This window comes from Arthrobacter sp. MDT1-49-2, from assembly GCF_059090185.1.
In genome coordinates this window covers 447,777-465,170 of record NZ_JBNHFK010000002.1, presented here as the reverse complement: position 1 = coordinate 465,170, position 17,394 = coordinate 447,777, and the positions used below count along the sequence as shown (strand labels likewise).

Here is a 17,394-nt window from a genome sequence, read left to right as displayed (position 1 = left end):
CTATCCGCGGCCATGTACTAGCCTCGGGCGGACCGGGGGACGCGGGGTCAATCGCGTCCTGCCGCAGCCTCGGGCACCTGTCGCGCCGAGCGGGAATGAAAGGGCCTACCGCGATGCACGACAACCGCGAACTTGTGGAAGCCCGGATCAGCAGGTTCCTTAGGGAACGCCTCACCGGGAGCGTCTGGCGGGACCGGCGTGCAGCGGACCTGTCCGCCCTGGACCTGCCGGGTGAACCCGAGCCCTTCGAGGTGGCAGTGGCCGGGCAGTTCAGCCCGTTCAGCGCCGGCACCGCCTGGGGAGCGCCGTGGGGCACCACCTGGTTCCGTGTCTCCGGCACGGTGCCGACGGACTGGCAGCTGAAGGACGGCGACCGTCCGGAGCTGCTTCTTGACCTTGGATTCAGCGGCGGCGGCCCGGGGTTCGAGGCCGAGGCTCTGGTGTACAGGCCGGACGGCAGCATTGTGAAAGCCGTGGAACCGCGGAACCAGCACGTTCCCCTGCCGCAGGATCCCGGGGCGCCCTTCGAGTTCTATGTGGAGGCCGCATCGAACCCCAATGTCGCAGCGGGGTTCAGCTTCGCGCCGACACCGTTGGGAGACCGGACGACGGCGGGGACCGCACCGCTCTACGTCTTCCGTTCCGCTGACGCGGCCGTTCTGGACATCGGAGTGTGGAACCTGGCCCGGGATTTCTGGACGCTAAACGGGCTGATGCACGAACTGCCGATGGACCTGCCCCGCCGGCACGAGATCCTGCGGGCGATGGAACGGGCGGTGAGCGCGGTGGACCCGGCCGACGTCTCGGGAACAGCTGCCGCGGGCCGGCAGCAGCTGGCACCCGTTTTGGCCCTGCCCGCTTATGCCAGCGCGCATCGGGTACACGCCGTCGGGCACGCGCACATTGACTCGGCGTGGCTGTGGCCGGTGCGCGAAACGGTCCGGAAAGTGGCACGCACCTTCGCCAACGTGCTGGAGCTGATGGAGACGGACCCGGAATTTGTATTCACGGCGTCCTCCGCGCAGCAGTACGCCTGGCTGCAGGAGTACTACCCGGAGCTTTTCGCCCGGGTGGCGGCGCGGGTGCGCGAGGGACGGTTTGTGCCAACGGGCGGGATGTGGGTGGAGTCGGACACCAATATGCCCGGCGGGGAGTCCCTGGCCCGCCAGTTCGTAGCCGGCAAACGGTTCTTCATGGAGGAGTTCGGCGTGGACCCGGACGTGGTGTGGCTACCGGATTCCTTTGGGTACTCCGCGGCCCTGCCGCAGATTGCCCGGGCTGCAGGATCGCACCGGTTCCTGACCCAAAAAATCTCCTGGAACGAAACAAACACAATGCCGCATTCAACCTTCCGCTGGGAGGGGATCGACGGCTCCCAGCTGTTCACCCATTTCCCTCCGGTGGATACTTACAACTCGGAACTGTCCGGACGGGAACTGGCCCTGGCGCAGCGGCAGTTCGCGGAGAAGGGATTCGCCAACACCTCGCTGGTGCCCTTCGGCTGGGGTGACGGCGGGGGCGGACCCACCCGGGAAATGCTCGCCGCCGCGCACCGCACGCAGTCACTGGAAGGGTCTCCGACGGTCCGGCTGTCCAGCCCGGAAGGGTTCTTCGCCGCGGCAGAGGCGGAACTGGATGATCCGCCGGTCTGGTCCGGGGAACTTTACCTGGAGTTCCACCGCGGCACCTACACCAGCCAGGCCCAGACGAAGAAGGGCAACCGGCGCAGCGAATCCCTGCTGCGCGAAGCCGAATTGTGGTGCACTGCCGCCGCCGTCCGCACCGGCGCCGAATACCCCTACCGGCAGCTTGACGAGGCCTGGCGGACAGTGCTGCTGCAGCAGTTCCACGACATCCTGCCCGGCACCTCCATTGCCTGGGTGCATCGGGAAGCGGAGCGGAACTATGACCGGGTGGGCCGGCAGCTTCAGGAAGTGACCGAGGCCGCGGTCCGGGCCCTGCTGGGCACCGGCGGCCACACCGCCGTCCTGAATGCGGGGCCCTACCCGGTGCAGGGAGTGCCGGCATCCGGGGCAGGGCCTGCGCCGGACCCCGGAGAATGGCGCTGGAAACCGTCCGGGGACGGCTGGAGCATCAGCAGCAGCCGGGTGCGGCTGCAGGTCGATGCGGACGGCCTGTTTACCTCCCTGGTGGAATCCGGGACCGGACGGGAGATTTTTCCCCCCGGACGCCCCGGCAACCTGTTTCAGCTTTTCCGGGACACTCCCAACCAATGGGACGCCTGGGACCTGGACGCCCACTACCGGTTCAGCAGCACCGACCTGATGCAGCCCGAGGCGATGGCGGCCGAGGACGGCGGGCGCGTGCTGCGGATTGAACGGTCTTTCGGTGACTCGCGGATCACCGAACTGGTTTCGCTGAGTCCGGACGGCACGGCTGTGGATCTTGATGTGGAGGTGGACTGGCACGAGCGGCAGAAACTGCTCAAGCTTGCCTTTCCGCTGGACGTGCACGCGGACCGCGCGGCGTCGGAAATCCAGTTCGGTCACATTTTTAGGCCCACCCACGCAAACACGTCCTGGGATGCGGCGCGGTTTGAAACCGTGGCGCACCGATGGATCCATGTCGGGGAGCCGGGCTTCGGAGTGGCAGTGGCGAATGATTCCACCTACGGGCATGACACGTTCCGCGAGACGGTGGACGGCCGGACCTGCACCGTCCTGCGGCTTTCGCTGCTGCGTGCGCCCCTGTTCCCGGACCCGGATTCCGATCAGGGACGGCACCGGTTCCGGTATTCGCTGCGCCCGGCATCCGAGATTTCCGACGCCGTGGCGGAAGGCTACCGACTCAATATCCCGCTGCGCAGCGTCACCGGCACGGCGGGAGCGGATCTGCCCCCGCTGCTGGCAACCGATCATCCTGCGGTGGTGGTGGAGACGGTGAAACTGGCAGAGGACCGCAGCGGCGATATTGTGGTCCGGCTCTACGAAGCGCACGGCAGCCGGGCGGAAGCCCGGTTGAGGACGGGATTCGAGTATGGTGCCGCCTGGGTTGTCGATCTGCTGGAGCGTGAAACTGAATCGGGCGTGCTCGCCGGCACGGGGACAGGTTTCGGTCCGGCGACCGCAGACTACGAAACGTTGCTGCGGCTGCGGCCTTTTGAACTGGTGACCCTGCGTTTCCGCCGGGGCTAGCGGGGCGGCGGTCTGGCGGGGCTGGCTCGCCCGTCGCGGTGCGGCCGGGAACCATAAAGCGCGGCGTGCCGGCTACGCTCCGATGTTAGCTTCCGCCACGCTCAGCAGCTGCTCCTCATCATTGCGTACGTCCACCGGCCGCTTGCCGGACAGCTGCCGGTTGGGGGTGAAGAACCACAGCGCAATCTGTTCATCCGGCCAACCCGCATAGCGTCCCATTCGGATCACGTCCTTGACGGCCGGAATGACCCGGGCGCTCGCGGAATCGAACTGGAACCCGGGATACAGGAAGTGGTCACCGCGGTGGACGGCGAGAACCCGTCCCTTGCCGGTCAGCTGCCGGGCCATGGCATTGGGGCCGCCTCCGAACCCCAGACGCTGCGCTATCTCGGCCACGGTGTAAAGGCCCCCTTCACGCTCCATGACCTGCCACTGCTTCTCTGCCTCACGATCAGCGGCGGGGCTCTTGCCGGCGCCGCCTTTGGCAGCCGGTGCAGTGCCGGCCGGCGCCTTGTCGGAGCTGTGCCGCTGGGGTTGACGATCGCTCATGGCGGCAACGCTACCGCTGCTGTCCTGCCAGCGGCAGGGTAGGAGTCAACATTGGTCCGGTAACCGCCGGAGCCAGGTTCCGGGCCGCACCCGGGACATGGCCGGGCAGGTCTCAGCCCGCGTCAGGGCGTTTTTCCCCTGCTTCTACGGGGACTGGGATCCGGTTGCCCCCGACCGGCATGGGACAGGTGCCGAACTCGGTAAAGGCGCTGGGATAATTCACTGCCCGGTTGAAGTCCAGGACCACCGCACCGGCTGCCGCTGTGCCGTCCGCGGAAGCACCCTGGCCGGCGGCAGCGTCGCCGTCGGGGGCGGGGAACGTCAGGCTGCGCCACCCGGCCGTAGTGACGCCGTTGGTGCGGTCATGAAAGGTCAGGGTGAGCTTGTCCGAACCGGACGCGCTGACCTGCAGGCGCAGCTCCTCAGTACGTCCCGGCAGGGAAAGCACCACCTCACCCACGGACCGCTGGACCCCGGGGACCAGCGGGTGGGCGGTGTGAATGGCCACATCCACGGGCCGGGGATAGGGCTCGAAGCGTCCGGGAAGGACCCACTGGGGTGCATATCCGTAGACAGGCACTCCGTTGAAGGAAGTCACTACCGGTGATTCCGCATCCCGGGGGCGCACCGCGTACCGCCCGCCGCGCCGGGCCAGCTCCACGACGACGCGGTGACCGCTCCGTCCGCCGAACCGGACCCATAGCAGCGACTCTTCATTGTCCAAAGAAGCCGTAAACCGTCCGTCCACCGGCTCTCCGGTGTCCACAAAAGCCAGACCGTCCCGGGGACCGGCGGCCAGGACCGCGTCGTCGCCGGTCGCGGACCACAGCCCCGGCAGCGTGCCCACGGCAGCGGGGGAGTCCGGAAGCCAGTGGAAACCGGTGAGGCTCAGCCAGCCGTGGTCCTTGCCCAGCTCCGCGTCGCGCCCGTGCCGGAACACTTCCCATTCCCGCCGTGCCGTCACTGCTTCTGCCTGATCCACGAATCCTCCTACGCCCTGCCGATGCCGTCCTGTAGCTGCGGTCCTGAATCAGCATGACCGATCAGCGCGGTGCCGGTCATCTTTGGCGCGGGAACCGGTCTTCCCTGCGAACGGAAACCCTGTGGCCCCGGCGGGACGAAACAGGTGCTGCCCGGGACATGGAAAACTGGAAGGATGCAGCCGCTCGACAAAGTTCAGCCCATTGTCCTGCTCGTGGATAAGTCCGAGCCCGCCGCCCACCGCGATGCCGTGGCGGCCGCCGCCGTGGCAAGCGTGCGGTCCTATGCGGCTACCAGGGAAAGCGCAGCATGGGAGAACTGGCTGTATGGGCGGTTCACCAAGACCGTCCGCCGGGCCAATCCCACTACGTTCGCCCGCCTGGCAGCCGAGGCGCCGTCCGGTCCCGTGTCCGTGGGACGGGCGCAGGCCATTGCCTTTGAACCCGTTACCTACGGGGAGATGCCGAAAAGCCTCAGCAAACTGCAGGTCTCGGGCACGCAGTTGCCCGATGAGCAGCCGGCGCCGCAGCCGGATACTGCGCCCTGCATCATCCTGAACCTGGATCTGGAGATGTCCACCGGCAAGGCTGCGGCGCAGGCAGCCCATGCCCTGCTGTCCTGGTACCTGGCGCTGCCCTTCCCCGAGCAGCTCGCATGGGAAGAAGCCGGCTGGCCGGCCGCGGTCCGCTTCACTCCGGGCTCCCGGTTCACCGAGCTGGCTGCGAGCCCGGAGGCAGGGCCGCTGATTGTGGATGCCGGGATGACCGAGATAGCCCCGGACACCGCCACGGCGTTTGTTGCCCGGGCGGACGCGGGTTCCGCCGCGGCCTCCACCGCCTGAGGGACCGCGTCCGGGGTCCGTGATAGAAAGAGCCGATGAGTGAGACCCAGCGGACACCGGCGAGAAACACCGGACGTGGGCGTCCTCTTCCCTTCTGGATGGTTCTCCTCGCGGTGATCCTCGTGGCAGTGAACCTGCGGCCCGGAGCGTCCTCGGTGGGGCCGGTGCTGGCCGAAGTGCAGGCAGCGCTGGGCCTGGACGCCACGGCTGCCGGGGTATTGACCGCCCTGCCCGGTCTGACATTCGCAGCCGTGGGTGCCTTCGCCGTCGCCCTCTCCCGCAGGACCGGGATCAACGGCGCCGTCCTCCTTGCCCTGGGTGTGGTGGCGGCGGGACTGCTGGTGCGCGCGGTCGTGGGATCAGCCGTGCTGTTTATGCTGCTGACGGTGCTGGCATTTGCGGGCATGGCCATCGGCAACATCCTGGTTCCGGCTTTCATCAAACGCCACGGCGGCCGGAGGCTTCCCCTCCTGAACTCCGTCTACGGCACCAGCCTGGCGCTGGGGGCCACCCTTCCGCTGCTCTTTGGCGGCGTGCTGGCGGGCACGGGCCCGCAGGGCTGGCGGCTGAGCCTGGGGATCTGGGGTGCCGTGGCCCTGTTGGCCTTTATTCCGTGGGTATTCCTGACCTGGCGGGCCGGACGGGACCCCGTTGCCACTGCCCGCAGGACACGGACCGGAGCCAAGATGCGCTCCTCCCGCACCGCCGTCGCCCTCAGCATTTTCTTTGGCGTGCAGTCGATGCATGCCTACGTCCAGTTCGGCTGGGCCGCCCAGATCTACCGTGATGCCGGTCTCGGCCAGGGGCAGGCCGCGCTTATGGCAGCGATCATTGCCGGACTGGGCATTCCCGGCGGGCTGCTGATGCCTGTCCTGGTGGCGCGTTCACCGCGGCTGCGATCCTATATTGCCGGTCTCGGTATCTGCATGGTTGCCGGCTATTCCGGGCTGCTGCTGGCACCGGACACCCTGCCCTGGCTCTGGGCCGTATGCCTGGGTATCGGCGGTTTTGCCTTCCCGACCGCGCTGGCGTTGATCACTGCACGGTCCCGGGAGCCGCAGATCACCGCCCGGCTCTCCGGTTTCATCCAACCGGTGGGCTATCTGCTGGCTGCGCTGGGTCCGTTCGCCATCGGAGCCCTCCACGACATTTCCGGCAGTTGGTCGCTGCCGCTGGCACTGCTGATCGCCTCGGCCGCGGTGATGGTTGGAGCGGGCATGATCGCCGCCGCTCCCCGGTACGTGGATGATGAACTCGACGCAGCCGCAGGAGGACGCTGATCCAGCGCGCCCGGTGTCAACGGAGGTAGGAAGCGCCGTTCACGTCGATGATCGTGCCGCTGGTCCAGATCGGAGCCTCGGTGGCCAGCCACAGGACTGCGGCAGCCACCTCCTCCGGCTCGGCCACGCGGTTGAACGGACTCTGCGCCCGGATGGCGACGCCGCTTTCCCCTTCCAACGCGGGGCGGCCCATCCTGGTGTCCACAAACCCCGGGGCGACGGCGGTGGAGAGAATCCCGTGGGGTGCCAGCGCCACGGCCAGGGACTGGGTCAGGGCGTGCAGTCCGGCTTTGCTGGCCGCGTAGGCCGGCGTCTCGGCTTCGCCGCGGAAGGCACCGCGGGAGCCCACATTTACTATTCGTCCCCCTGAACTGCCCTCAGTGCGGTTGATCAGGTGGTCTGCCATGAGCCAGCTCAGGTTCGCCGGAGCAACCAGGTTCAGCTCCAGGGTGCGCTGCCAGGCCCGCTGCCAGTCGGCATAGGAGGTTCCGGGCAGGGGATGTGACTGGTAGGTCCCGGCATTGTTCACCAGCACATCCAGGCCGCCGAGCTGTTGGACCGCATCGGTGAAAACGCGCTCGCATTCCTCGGCCGATGACAGATCGCCGACGACGACGGCGTGCCCGGTGCCGGGCAGCTCTCCGGCCACGCGGCGGGCCGCCTCGGCATCATGTCCGGCATGGACGGCAATGCGGTGACCGGCTCCGGCAAGCGCGGTTGCAATGGCTGAACCGATGCCCCGTCCGGCGCCGGTGACCAGAATGTGGGTGCTCGTGCGCGGTGTACTCATGCACGCGAGCGTACCGGTCCCCTTTAGCCACAGGTATATGTGACGCCGTCCGAACGCAGACACGGGCTGGTCAGTTGCCCGCCGGCCGCTCGGCTTCCAGCAACCGGATGAGGGTGGCGGCGTCGTAGGGGCCGTGATGCCGCCTGGTCCCGATGAAGAAGGTGGGTGTGCCGTGCAGATCCATGGACTCGGCATCCAGGGCATCATCCAAAACCCGGTTGCGGATGTCCGCGGAGCGCAGGTCCGCCTCGAACCGGTCCAGGTCCAGTCCCAGGGCCTGCGCCGCAGCGAGCAGGTCATCGGGTGCCAGGCGCTCCTGGTGTTCGAAAAGGTAGGCACTGTAGGGAAAGAACTGCCCCTGCCGGTGTGCTGCTTCGGCCGCTTCCGCCGCGGCGACCGCGTGCGGGTGCACCCGTGTCAGCGGCAGGTGACGCCAGACGTACCGCACATCGGAACCAAAGTGCCGGCGCACCTCGGAGATGGTTCCGGTGGCCCTGCTGCAGAACGGACATTCGTAATCACCGTATTCCACCAGGGTCAGCGGCGCGTCCGGATTTCCGGCAACGTGGTCCCGGGAGACGTCGACGGGCCGGGCCAGGACCTGTCCGGGAGGGACGGCGGGGCGCCGTTCAATAATCCTGAAGATGAGGGTGCCCGCGGCGAATGCCAGGACTGATGCGGCCAGGACACCCACGCGGGCTTCGTTCTGCACGGCGGGGTCCGGGATGGCCAGGTCGATGATGAACAGGGAAATGGTGAAGCCGATACCGGAGAGAGCGGATCCGCCGGCGATCCGCCCCAGTGTCAGGCCGGGACCGAACTCGCCGGCACCCCACCGGCGCAGCAGCGCGGACGCACCGAAAATGCCAATGAACTTGCCCAGAACCAGTCCGCAGATGATGCCCCAGACCAGGGGCGAGGTGACGGCGGAGGCCACCGTGGACCGGTCAAGGCGCACGCCCGCGTTGGCGAGGGCGAACAGCGGCAGGATCGCGTAGTTGACGTAGGGGGTGTACGCGGCGTGCAGCCGCTCGTTGATGGAAATGGACTCCCGAAGCCCTGATGCCGCAGCCCGGGCATAGCCCGAACTGGGCGACTGCCGGAAGACCTGTGCCAGCTGCACGGCCTGTTCAACTTCCCGTCGGCCCGGCTGGAAAACGGGAACCAGCAGGGCAATGCCAACACCTGCCAGGGTGGGGTGCACCCCCGACGCGTAGAAGGCCAGCCAGGTGAGTACGGCCAATCCGGCGTAGGCGGGTCCTCGCCCGGCGGGCAGATAACGGGTGCAGTACACGGCGGCCAGCCCGAGCAGGGCCAGCAGCAGGGGCACCCACTGCAGCCGGTCCGTATAGACCAGGGCAATGATGCTCAGCGCTGCGACATCATCCACCACCGCCAGGGTCAGCAGGAAAACCCGCAGCCTGCCGGGGAACCGGGGACCGACAATGGCCAGTGCCCCAAGCAGGAAGGCTGTGTCGGTGGAGATGACCACGCCCCAGGCGGCGGCGTTGCCGGTGCCGGCGGTGAACACCAGGAAAATCACGGCCGGCATCAACAGGCCGGCGGCGGCGGCCGCTACCGGAACTGCGGCCCGGGCACGGTTGGTCAGCTCCCCGAGTGCGAACTCCCTCCGCACCTCCAGACCCACGACAAAAAAGAACACGGCCATCAGTGCATCGTTGACCAGTTCGCGGAAGGTCAGTTCCAGGACCATGCCCCCGGCGCGCAGCTCGGCGGTGGAGTTCCAGAACTCCTCATAGGACGCGGCGAACGGGGCGTTGGCCCAGACCACAGCCAGGACGGTCGCCAGCAGCAGCAGGGCTGCCGGCCGTTTGTCCGCCGAACCACCGCCCGACGGCGCCGCCAGGCTGGCGAGCCGGTCTGAACGGCCGGGCACCGGGTTCCTAGAGCCCCGACGGAGCGGGCTGCACCAGTTTGGCGTGCAGCCGGCCGGCCAGGTCCGTGGTCAGGCCGCCGGCACGCAGCACCCCGGTAATCCCGCCGGACCGCGAGTCGAGAACATCCAGCATGGTCCGCATCGCTGTCGGATGGGCCGCCAGTACGGGATGGTCCAGGGGGATCCCGGTGCCGCCGGCCAGATCGGCGAGCCCCATCCTCCGGTAGACCTCCGGCAAACGCTCCTGGGTTCGGGAATAGTCATCGGCAATGGCGTCGGGGCCGGCGCCCAGAACGGCGAGCAGGGCAGCGGCGAACATACCGGTGCGGTCCTTGCCGGCAGCACAGTGGAACAGCACCGTGCCGGGGGCCTCCGCCACAGCCTCCAATCCCTGAACCAGGGATTCCTTCCGGGCGGTAAACATCTTCGCGTACCACTGGCCCACATGCTCGGGGGTGCGGACGGCAGCAAGGAACTGCCCGGCCAGATCCGGGGGAGCCGCTTCCGTGTCGGTCAGGGGCAGCGCCAGATACCGGACCGGATGATCCGCCGACGGGCCGCGTCCGGTGCGCTGCGCCTCCTGCGCGGAACGCAGATCGATGATGGTGGACAGGCCCGCCGCCACCAGCTCGGCGACCTGGGCGGGCGTGGTGGTCGCGACGTCGTCCGAACGCAGGACAAGACCCGGGCGGATGCGTCCGCCGTGGACCGCAATGCCGCCCAGGTCGCGTAGATTGGCCAGCGGGGCGGGAGCTGGACGGGTTGCTTCGGGCATGGGCTGGTCTTCCTTCCGCGACGGACGTCCGCCTGGCCGCGGCTCGGGCGGCGGGGCGTTGGGACCATCTTAGGGCCGGTGGGTAAAGTGCGCGCCGACACCCGAGTATGAGGCACGGCTCACAGCGAGATAGGGTGAACTGGTCAAGTTCTCTGAAAGGCCCTCTCCATGCACCGTCGCATTGCCCATCCCGGACTCCAGAACCTCGTTATGTCAGCCGAACAGGCCGCGGCCATGATCAGGCCGGGAATGACAGTAGCAATGAGCGGTTTCACGGGGGCTGGGTATCCCAAGGCCGTGCCGGGGGCGCTCGCAGCCCAGATGGAAGCCGCACATGCCAAGGGCGAAGACTTCCAGATCAAGGTACTGACCGGTGCCTCCACCGCGCCGGAACTGGACGGTGTCCTCGCCAAGGCCGGCGGCATGGAACTGCGCCTGCCCTACCAGTCCGATCCCACGCTGCGGAAGCGGATCAACGACGGCGAACTCGAGTACATCGACATCCACCTCGGGCACGTGGCCCAATACACCTGGTTCGGGTTCTACGGGCACGTGGACCTGGCCGTCATCGAGGTGGTCGGCATCAATGAGGACGGCAGCCTCATTCCTTCCTCCTCGGTGGGAAACAACAAGACCTGGATTGAGCAGGCGGATAAGATCATCCTCGAGGTGAACAGCCAGCAGCCCGAGGCCATGGACGGCATGCACGATGTCTACTACGGCACTGCACTGCCGCCGCACCGCAAGCCCATCATGCTGGTAAACCCGGATGACCGGATCGGTGAACCGTACCTGCGCCTGGACCCGGAAAAAGTCATTGCCGTGGTGGAAACCGACGCCCCGGACCGGATGACTCCCTTTGCCGCGCCGGACGAGACCTCCCAGCAGATTGCCGGGCACCTGCTGGACTTCTTCGAAAGTGAGATCAAAGCCGGACGGCTGACGGATAAGCTGCTGCCGCTGCAGTCAGGGGTGGGCAACATTGCCAACGCCGTGCTGGCCGGGCTTTCCACCGCGGGCTACACCGGACTCACCGCGTACACCGAGGTGATCCAGGACGGCATGCTGGAGCTGATCCGCGACGGCGTCATCCGCGTGGCTTCGGCAACTTCCTTCTCGCTGAGCCCGGCGGGCATCGAAGAGTTCAACTCCAACATCGACTTCTACCGGAAGCGGATCATCCTGCGCACCCAGGAGATTTCCAACCATCCGGAGCTGATCCGCCGGCTGGGCTGCATCGCCATGAACGGCATGATCGAAGCGGACATCTACGGCAACGTGAACTCCACCCATGTGGCCGGCACCGCCATGATGAACGGCATCGGCGGCTCCGGAGACTTTGCCCGCAACGGTTTCCTCTCGGCCTTTATGTCCCCGAGCACGGCCAAGGGCGGCAAGATCTCCGGCATCGTGCCCATGGCAGCCCACGTGGACCACACCGAGCACGACACGATGCTTATCATCACCGAGCGCGGCCTGGCGGATCTGCGCGGTCTCTCGCCCAAGCAGCGTGCCCGCACGATCATCGAAAAGTGTGCCCATCCGGACTTCCAGCCCCTGCTGCAGGACTACTTCGAGCGTGCCAGCCGGGAGAGCTTCGGCAAGCACACCCCGCACCTGCTCGATGAATCCCTGTCCTTCCACCACCGTTTCGTGGAAACCGGCACCAGCCTGCCGGCAACGGCAGGCCTCTAGGCGATAGGCTGCGCGGCGGGTCAGCTCCCGCCGCGCAGCCGGTCCAGTTCGCGGCGGTCCCGCTTGGTGGGACGGCCGGCACCGCGGTCCCGGACCGGAATCCCGAGTGCGGGGACGGCCGGGCGCGGCGGGGTATGGTCCACGAAACAGTGCGATGCCGCCTCGGCCCCCACCCGCTTGCTGATCAGCTGGCGGACCTCCAGGATCCGTTCAAAGCCCGGCTGGCGCACCCTGATGCTGTCACCGGGTTGCACGGCGTGCGCCGCCTTGGCAGGGCTGCCGTTCAGCCGGACATGGCCGGCACGGCAGGCCGCCGTCGCGGCGGACCGGGTTTTATAGGCGCGTATCGCCCACAACCAGGCGTCGAGCCGGACAGTTTTGGAAGTGCTTGCTGGAATGCTCATGGAGCCTCCGAGTCTAACCAAGTCCGCGCAGCTTGGCAGCGTCCTCCAGCGACTGCTGCTGCTGCGGCGTGACCACGCTTCCCTCCACCGCCCCCGCCGCGGGCGGGGCAAAGCTGCCCGCATCCTGCCCGCCGGCAAGCATCCTGCGCACCTCAGCGGGTGTGTAGGGAACGGGAACCCGGGTATGCGCCACCGCGTGGCAGGTGGGGCAGAGCGGCACCAGATCGGACACCGGGTCCAGTTCGTACCGCGCGGACAGGTCTGTTCCGGGGACCAGATGATGGATCTGCAGCACATGGTCCGTCCCCGGACCGTAGCGCTGCCGGGGCACCAGCCCGCAGGCGGCGCAGGAGCCGCCGTGAAAGGCCAGGCATACCCGGCGCGCGTCCGGGTCATGTTCATAGCGGTTTACCGGCCGCGCGGAGCGGGCCCCCGGGTCCACTGTGCCGGGCAGGGGCGCCAGCGGGTCCGCCTGGCCTCCCGGTTCCAGCGAATCCAGATGATTTGACCACGCGCGCCGCAGTGCCGGAAGGCTTGCCGCCGGAACCGTTCCTCCGGTCCGGCCAGCGGACCAGTCAACGCGGGGCACGGAGCTCCGGAGATCGCTCACCGGCAGGTGTTCCCCCAAAGGGAGCAGCAGGTCATAGCGGATCTCCCCGGCCGCGGGTTTTTCCGATGCCGTCCCTTGCGGGGCATTCACTTCATCAGGGATGAACCCATGCCCCAGCAGCCCGTCGCCAAGGCTGCCTCCGGCGGTCAGCAGCCACACCTCGGTGCCCGGAGCAGCGGGCGCCGGCAGGTTCTGCGAGGGGAGGTAACGGCTGGAATACCCTCCAGTGGCGGCCACGGCGGCGACGGCCGGCCCATAGCCTCCCGCCCAGAAGTCCGGCCTGCCGGCATCCCAGACCAGCAGGACGGAGTGCACCGCTAGCGTGGCTGGTAAGTCAGGCAGTCGGCCAGTTCCGCTCCCGGCCCCACCCGTACATCGTGCGCATCACACATCAGGTGGTTGTTGAATGCACACTCGTTCCGCTGGCACGCGCCCACCTGGGCCAGGACCTTCGGCAGGCCGCCGGTTGCGGAGGTATCGATGAAGGTCGAGCAACTCGCGTGGTCACGTGTTCCGCCCACGGTAATCGCGTAGGCGGTGCAACCGTCGTGGTTGAAGTCGCAGTTCGAAACGGTGCAGTTCTGCACATGGGCAACATGATCGGTCATGATTCCTCCAACGGGTTTTTCCGGTGTGGCGGGTTCTCGTTCCGTGCCTGGCTTTCGAACGTACCACCGCGGCAGCCGAATAATTAGAGCGAATTTGCTGCACCTATTTCCCGCCCGGGCACGGTCAGGAGTCGAAGGGGGTGCGACGTCGTTTTGTTGTCCGGCGGCAGGGTTGGGTACAACGGGAGTATGACCGCAACGCAGGCCGGGCCGGTGGCCAACCACATCCGCAGCAGAGCAGAAGCGGAGGGCCTGGTTCTGGATGCCGCCCAGCTGGCGGCACTGCCGGTGCTGGCCGCTGCCGCCGCCGCAGCCCAGTCCCCGGACCCGGCACCCGGTTCCGCTTCGGTGTATCTGTGGGGTCCGCCCGGTCGGGGTAAAACCTGGCTGCTGGATGCGCTGTATGACGGCGTTGATATTCCGGACAAACGCCGGCTGCATTTCCATGACTTCTTCCGCGAACTTCACGAGCGGGTTTTCGAAGGCTACGGAACCTCCGGCTACCGGAAGGACTCCGCGTTTGCCGCGGCACTGGAGCAGATGCTGGGGTCGGTGCGGCTGCTTTGTTTCGATGAATTCCACGTCAATGACCCGGCGGACGCCGCATTTATCACCCGGATGCTGCGCACGGTGCTGGACCGCGGGATTGTCCTGGCAGCCACCTCCAACTACGCACCCCGGGAGCTGCTGCCGGACCCGATGTTCCACCATCTGTTCGAACCGGGCATCGCCATGATCACCGAGCAACTGCAGGTCCTGGCCTTGGACGGTGAGATGGATTACCGCCAAAGGCCGCGGGAAGGGACCGGTGACGGGTTCGCCGCCGGGCACCACCTGCGCACTGGTGACACGGACCTTCTGGCGTCGGCGGGCCTGGTGCCGCCCGGGCCGGAAGAAGCGGTGACGCTCACCCCCGGCAGCCGGGCGCTCAGGGCCCTGCGCGCTGCGTCAGGCCAGCTGTGGTTCGACTTCGAGGATCTCTGCCATGCCCAGTCGGCCACCTCGGACTACCTGCAGCTCTCCCGTACCTACCCTCACTGGGTGATCTCCGGAGTTCCGTCCACCGCGGGTTCCCACCCCTACGGCTGGCAGCGGTTCGGAAACGCAGTGGACGTTCTTTACGACGCCGGCTGCCGGCTGGACGTTATCGGGCTGCCGGACTATTCCGGCGTGTTCCCCGGAACGGCGCACCCCACGGATCTGGCCAGGATCAGGAGCAGGTTCGGGATGTTGCGGCGCTTGCCGCAGGAAGCGGACTAGGCGTCCGTCTCCGCCGTCTCCAAAGCCTCACTGAGCTTCTGCCGGGCCTTTTCCGCAGCCCGCCGCGCGGCCCGGACCGTGCGCCGGGCGTTGTCCCGAACACGCTCCAGCTTGCCGGACTGCCGGTCCACGGCGGCGACATCCCGCTCCAGTGCCCGGATCCGTTCGCGTAACTCATCAATTTCGTCGGTGAGGTCATCCCGCCGGCCCGCCGTTTCTTCGACCTCCCGCTGGGCGGCGTCGAGGGCGTCCTGTGCCTTCTGCTCACCGGCCTCCGCCTCGTCGAGATCCTGCCGGGCTTTTTCCACGGCACGTTCGGCCGCAGCCGCCCGTCGGCGCCGCGCGGCGGCACTGCCCGCTCCGGAGCCTTTCCCGGTGGTGCCGCTGTCCGCCGTCCCGGCTGCCGTTCTGTGTCCCCGTCCGGGACGGAACCGGTCCCCGCGGTCCACCGAGCCTGCATCCGCCACGGCATCATGAAGGTCCACGTCTTCCCAGCCGCTGGCCTGGAGGGAACGGACCAACTGGCCGCTGGCCACGGCGTCAGAGGCAGCAGCATCCGCCATCGCCGCCCACAGCGTCTGTTCGGCTTCGGCGGCGATACCCTCGCTCACCGGGTGGTCCAGCTCGGCGGCCAGGTCCCGCGCATCCCGGATGATCGCCCGCAGCAACCGCTGGCGTTCAACACTGAGCCTGCGGAGCTGCTTCTGGTCCAGGTCCTCCTGCGCCTCGCGCAACGCCGCGCCGAGCTCAAGGACTCCGTCCAGTTCCTCCCGGCGCCGGTGGGCCAGCAGGTTTACCAGCCACGCGGCCATCGAGGGTTTGGGCAGCCGTTTGATGTGCTGGGCGAGATCCTTCCGGCCTTCCCGTCCCGCCGCAGCGGACCGGGCATTCCGGGCGGCCGTGAACTCCGAGGGCAGCAGCGCGTAGAGCTCTGCGATGACCTCGCGCAGCTCCGGAGTTCCCTGCGGATCCTTCGCAGGCGAACTCACCCCAGAACTCCGAACCGTCCCAGCGCCACCAGCAGGGACAGGACCATGAGGATAGCCGCCAGAGCGATGCGGTTCCGTTCGCCGCGGCGCACGTGGACAAAGATGGCCAGGGCCATCAGCACGGTCAGCCCGGAAGCGGCCAGAGGAGTCAGTACGGGGAGGGTCCCGGTCGCTTCGGGAACAACCAGTCCCACGGCAGCCAGAACTTCCACTATGCCGATGAGTTTTACTGTGGCCGGCGGGAAATCCTCCGGCCAGCGCAGGTTTTCGGCCAGCCGTTTATGGCGCTGGGTAATCTTCATAAAACCGACGCCGGCAAAAAGTAACGCCAGAACCAGCTGGACGAGCCATAGGACCAGAGACAGCATGGATGGGCGACTTTCTTGGTAAAAGGTCAGGGGCGGCGCAGAAAGGGCGGTGAAACCATAACAACCCAAGCATGGTCCGCACCCCGGGAACTTCGCAATAACGGGCGTGGCGCGGCCGCCGAGGCCGAATCCGCAATGAGCCGCATTCAGGCTCGCAGGGTGCCGGGAACGGCAGTGCTGGAGCGCACCATGAACTCCGTGGGATAAAACCCCGACTCCCAGACCGGATCCGTCGGTTCGTTCTGCATCAGTGCGAGGACGGCCGCCACCGCGGCGGCACCCTGCCCCGCCGGGTTCTGGCCGATGGTGGTGAGGCCGAACACCTCGCCCATGTCATGCCCGTCGATGCCGATCACCGAAAGATCCTCCGGCACCCGCAGGCCAAGTTCACGGGCTGCCTGGATGGCTCCCACCGCAATTTCATCCGCGGCGCAGAAGATCGCCGTCGGCCGCACATCCGGGCGGGCAAGGAGGGCCTTGGCCGCCCGGAATCCGCCCGCAACGGAGAACTCGGCGCTGGAGATCCAGCTTGCCTCCGGAGTCAGCCCGGCTTCCCGCATGGCGGATTCGTAACCGTTGCGCCGGGTGCCGCCCAGCTGGAAATCCCGCTCCAGCTCCTCGCCGCCGCCAATGTGTGCAATGCGGGTGTGTCCGAGGGAGATCAGGTGCCTGGTGGCCAGGGAGGAGATGCCGGCGTCGTCCACGCGGATGGTGGGGGTGCCCGGCAGCGGCCCGCCGATGGCCACGATGGGCTTGTCAACGGCCCGCAACTGCGCCAGTTCCTCCTCGGTCAACCGCAGGGCGACGGTAATCACTGCGTCCACCCGCTTGCGTCGGAGCATCTCGGTGAGCACGCTTTCCCGATGGCCGGGCCCGTCGCTGGTGTTGTACAGCGTCAGGTCATAGCCTGCCTCGATCAGCGCCGAGGCCGCTCCTTCCAGGACCTGGGCAAAGTACCAACGGCCGACGCTGGGCATCACCACACCCACATTGCGGGTCCGGCCCGAGGCGAGGGAGGAGGCGTTGTAGGAAATGACAAAACCGAGTTCCTCGGCAGCCCGGAGTACCCGGCGGCGGGTCGCCTCCGACACTGCGCCGTTGCCGCTGAGGGCGCGGGAAACGGTCGCGGAGGAGACGCCGGCATGAGCGGCTACCTCTTTGATTCCTGGCAAGGTTTCCCTCTTCTACTCGT

16 protein-coding genes are annotated in these 17,394 nt (G+C 67.5%); 5 read left to right on the top strand and 11 right to left on the bottom strand.

Annotated elements, in window-relative coordinates:
• The first annotated feature begins 113 nt into the window (after positions 1–113).
• Positions 114–3,155 (top strand): alpha-mannosidase, encoded by a 3,042-nt coding sequence (locus tag AC5RTS_RS04650; RefSeq protein WP_493990899.1) that lies wholly within the window; start codon positions 114–116, stop codon positions 3,153–3,155.
• 72 nt (positions 3,156–3,227) lie between these two features.
• Here AC5RTS_RS04650 and AC5RTS_RS04645 read toward each other — a convergent pair whose 3' ends face one another.
• Positions 3,228–3,704 (bottom strand): hypothetical protein, encoded by a 477-nt coding sequence (locus tag AC5RTS_RS04645; protein WP_493990898.1) that lies wholly within the window; start codon positions 3,702–3,704, stop codon positions 3,228–3,230.
• Between the two features lie 112 nt (positions 3,705–3,816).
• A complete protein-coding gene (locus AC5RTS_RS04640) occupies positions 3,817–4,686 on the bottom strand; it encodes a DUF1684 domain-containing protein (protein WP_493990897.1) in 870 nt (289 codons plus the stop codon).
• Positions 4,687–4,860: 174 nt separating this feature from the next.
• On the opposite strand from AC5RTS_RS04640, the gene AC5RTS_RS04635 reads away from it, so the two are divergent.
• Both AC5RTS_RS04635 and AC5RTS_RS04630 read left to right on the top strand, forming a co-directional pair.
• The gene (locus AC5RTS_RS04635; protein WP_493990896.1) at positions 4,861–5,526 is read left to right on the top strand and encodes a peptidyl-tRNA hydrolase; all 666 of its coding nucleotides are present in this window, start codon (positions 4,861–4,863) and stop codon (positions 5,524–5,526) included.
• 35 nt (positions 5,527–5,561) lie between these two features.
• Positions 5,562–6,806 carry an MFS transporter gene (locus AC5RTS_RS04630; RefSeq protein ID WP_493990895.1) on the top strand — a complete coding sequence of 415 codons (1,245 nt, stop codon included), beginning with the start codon at positions 5,562–5,564 and terminating at the stop codon, positions 6,804–6,806.
• Positions 6,807–6,822: 16 nt separating this feature from the next.
• Here the strand turns inward: AC5RTS_RS04630 and AC5RTS_RS04625 are convergent, their stop codons facing one another.
• The 3 genes from AC5RTS_RS04625 to AC5RTS_RS04615 all read right to left on the bottom strand — a co-directional run bounded on the left by AC5RTS_RS04625 (position 6,823) and on the right by AC5RTS_RS04615 (position 10,268).
• A complete protein-coding gene (locus AC5RTS_RS04625) occupies positions 6,823–7,596 on the bottom strand; it encodes an SDR family NAD(P)-dependent oxidoreductase (protein ID WP_493990894.1) in 774 nt (257 codons plus the stop codon).
• A 70-nt stretch (positions 7,597–7,666) separates the two neighbouring features.
• Complete coding sequence (nhaA, locus tag AC5RTS_RS04620) at positions 7,667–9,493, bottom strand: Na+/H+ antiporter NhaA (RefSeq protein WP_493990893.1); 1,827 nt, start codon at positions 9,491–9,493, stop codon at positions 7,667–7,669.
• Between the two features lie 7 nt (positions 9,494–9,500).
• Entirely contained in the window at positions 9,501–10,268 is a 768-nt protein-coding gene (locus AC5RTS_RS04615; RefSeq protein ID WP_493990892.1) for a tyrosine-protein phosphatase, read from the bottom strand.
• A 168-nt stretch (positions 10,269–10,436) separates the two neighbouring features.
• On the opposite strand from AC5RTS_RS04615, the gene scpC reads away from it, so the two are divergent.
• Positions 10,437–11,963 carry a succinyl-CoA:acetate CoA-transferase ScpC gene (gene scpC / locus AC5RTS_RS04610; protein ID WP_493990891.1) on the top strand — a complete coding sequence of 509 codons (1,527 nt, stop codon included), beginning with the start codon at positions 10,437–10,439 and terminating at the stop codon, positions 11,961–11,963.
• Between the two features lie 20 nt (positions 11,964–11,983).
• On the opposite strand, the gene AC5RTS_RS04605 is transcribed toward scpC, so the two are convergent.
• Genes AC5RTS_RS04605 through AC5RTS_RS04595 form a run of 3 tightly spaced genes read right to left on the bottom strand, consistent with a single transcriptional unit; the run spans position 11,984 to position 13,585 of the window.
• Positions 11,984–12,367 carry an RNA-binding S4 domain-containing protein gene (locus tag AC5RTS_RS04605; RefSeq protein ID WP_493990890.1) on the bottom strand — a complete coding sequence of 128 codons (384 nt, stop codon included), beginning with the start codon at positions 12,365–12,367 and terminating at the stop codon, positions 11,984–11,986.
• 13 nt (positions 12,368–12,380) lie between these two features.
• Complete coding sequence (locus AC5RTS_RS04600; RefSeq protein ID WP_493990889.1) at positions 12,381–13,292, bottom strand: HNH endonuclease; 912 nt, start codon at positions 13,290–13,292, stop codon at positions 12,381–12,383.
• A gap of 2 nt (positions 13,293–13,294) precedes the next feature.
• Positions 13,295–13,585 carry a DUF1540 domain-containing protein gene (locus tag AC5RTS_RS04595; RefSeq protein ID WP_493990888.1) on the bottom strand — a complete coding sequence of 97 codons (291 nt, stop codon included), beginning with the start codon at positions 13,583–13,585 and terminating at the stop codon, positions 13,295–13,297.
• Between the two features lie 189 nt (positions 13,586–13,774).
• Between AC5RTS_RS04595 and zapE the strand changes: the two genes are divergently transcribed.
• On the top strand, positions 13,775–14,845 hold the full coding sequence (zapE, locus tag AC5RTS_RS04590; RefSeq protein WP_493990887.1) for a cell division protein ZapE: 1,071 nt from the start codon (positions 13,775–13,777) through the stop codon (positions 14,843–14,845).
• Here the strand turns inward: zapE and AC5RTS_RS04585 are convergent.
• The 3 genes from AC5RTS_RS04585 to AC5RTS_RS04575 form a co-directional block, all read right to left on the bottom strand.
• Positions 14,842–15,834 carry a hypothetical protein gene (locus AC5RTS_RS04585; RefSeq protein WP_493990886.1) on the bottom strand — a complete coding sequence of 331 codons (993 nt, stop codon included), beginning with the start codon at positions 15,832–15,834 and terminating at the stop codon, positions 14,842–14,844. The two genes, zapE and AC5RTS_RS04585, sit on opposite strands and share 4 nt — an antisense overlap.
• Positions 15,831–16,202 (bottom strand): DoxX family protein, encoded by a 372-nt coding sequence (locus AC5RTS_RS04580; protein ID WP_493990885.1) that lies wholly within the window; start codon positions 16,200–16,202, stop codon positions 15,831–15,833. Before AC5RTS_RS04580 ends, AC5RTS_RS04585 begins: the two co-directional genes overlap by 4 nt.
• 146 nt (positions 16,203–16,348) lie before the next feature.
• Complete coding sequence (locus AC5RTS_RS04575; RefSeq protein ID WP_493990884.1) at positions 16,349–17,374, bottom strand: LacI family DNA-binding transcriptional regulator; 1,026 nt, start codon at positions 17,372–17,374, stop codon at positions 16,349–16,351.
• Positions 17,375–17,394: the final 20 nt, after the last annotated feature.

Excerpts from the sequence above, each read along its gene's own strand:
- AC5RTS_RS04580 (WP_493990885.1), bottom strand. The coding sequence starts at position 16,202 with ATGCTGTCTCTGGTCCTATGGCTCGTCCAGCTGGTTCTGGCGTTACTT.
- zapE (WP_493990887.1), top strand. The coding sequence starts at position 13,775 with ATGACCGCAACGCAGGCCGGGCCGGTGGCCAACCACATCCGCAGCAGA.
- AC5RTS_RS04650 (WP_493990899.1), top strand. The coding sequence starts at position 114 with ATGCACGACAACCGCGAACTTGTGGAAGCCCGGATCAGCAGGTTCCTT.
- AC5RTS_RS04635 (WP_493990896.1), top strand. The coding sequence starts at position 4,861 with ATGCAGCCGCTCGACAAAGTTCAGCCCATTGTCCTGCTCGTGGATAAG.
- AC5RTS_RS04645 (WP_493990898.1), bottom strand. The coding sequence starts at position 3,704 with ATGAGCGATCGTCAACCCCAGCGGCACAGCTCCGACAAGGCGCCGGCC.
- AC5RTS_RS04630 (WP_493990895.1), top strand. The coding sequence starts at position 5,562 with ATGAGTGAGACCCAGCGGACACCGGCGAGAAACACCGGACGTGGGCGT.
- AC5RTS_RS04625 (WP_493990894.1), bottom strand. The coding sequence starts at position 7,596 with ATGAGTACACCGCGCACGAGCACCCACATTCTGGTCACCGGCGCCGGA.
- AC5RTS_RS04605 (WP_493990890.1), bottom strand. The coding sequence starts at position 12,367 with ATGAGCATTCCAGCAAGCACTTCCAAAACTGTCCGGCTCGACGCCTGG.
- AC5RTS_RS04615 (WP_493990892.1), bottom strand. The coding sequence starts at position 10,268 with ATGCCCGAAGCAACCCGTCCAGCTCCCGCCCCGCTGGCCAATCTACGC.
- scpC (WP_493990891.1), top strand. The coding sequence starts at position 10,437 with ATGCACCGTCGCATTGCCCATCCCGGACTCCAGAACCTCGTTATGTCA.
- AC5RTS_RS04595 (WP_493990888.1), bottom strand. The coding sequence starts at position 13,585 with ATGACCGATCATGTTGCCCATGTGCAGAACTGCACCGTTTCGAACTGC.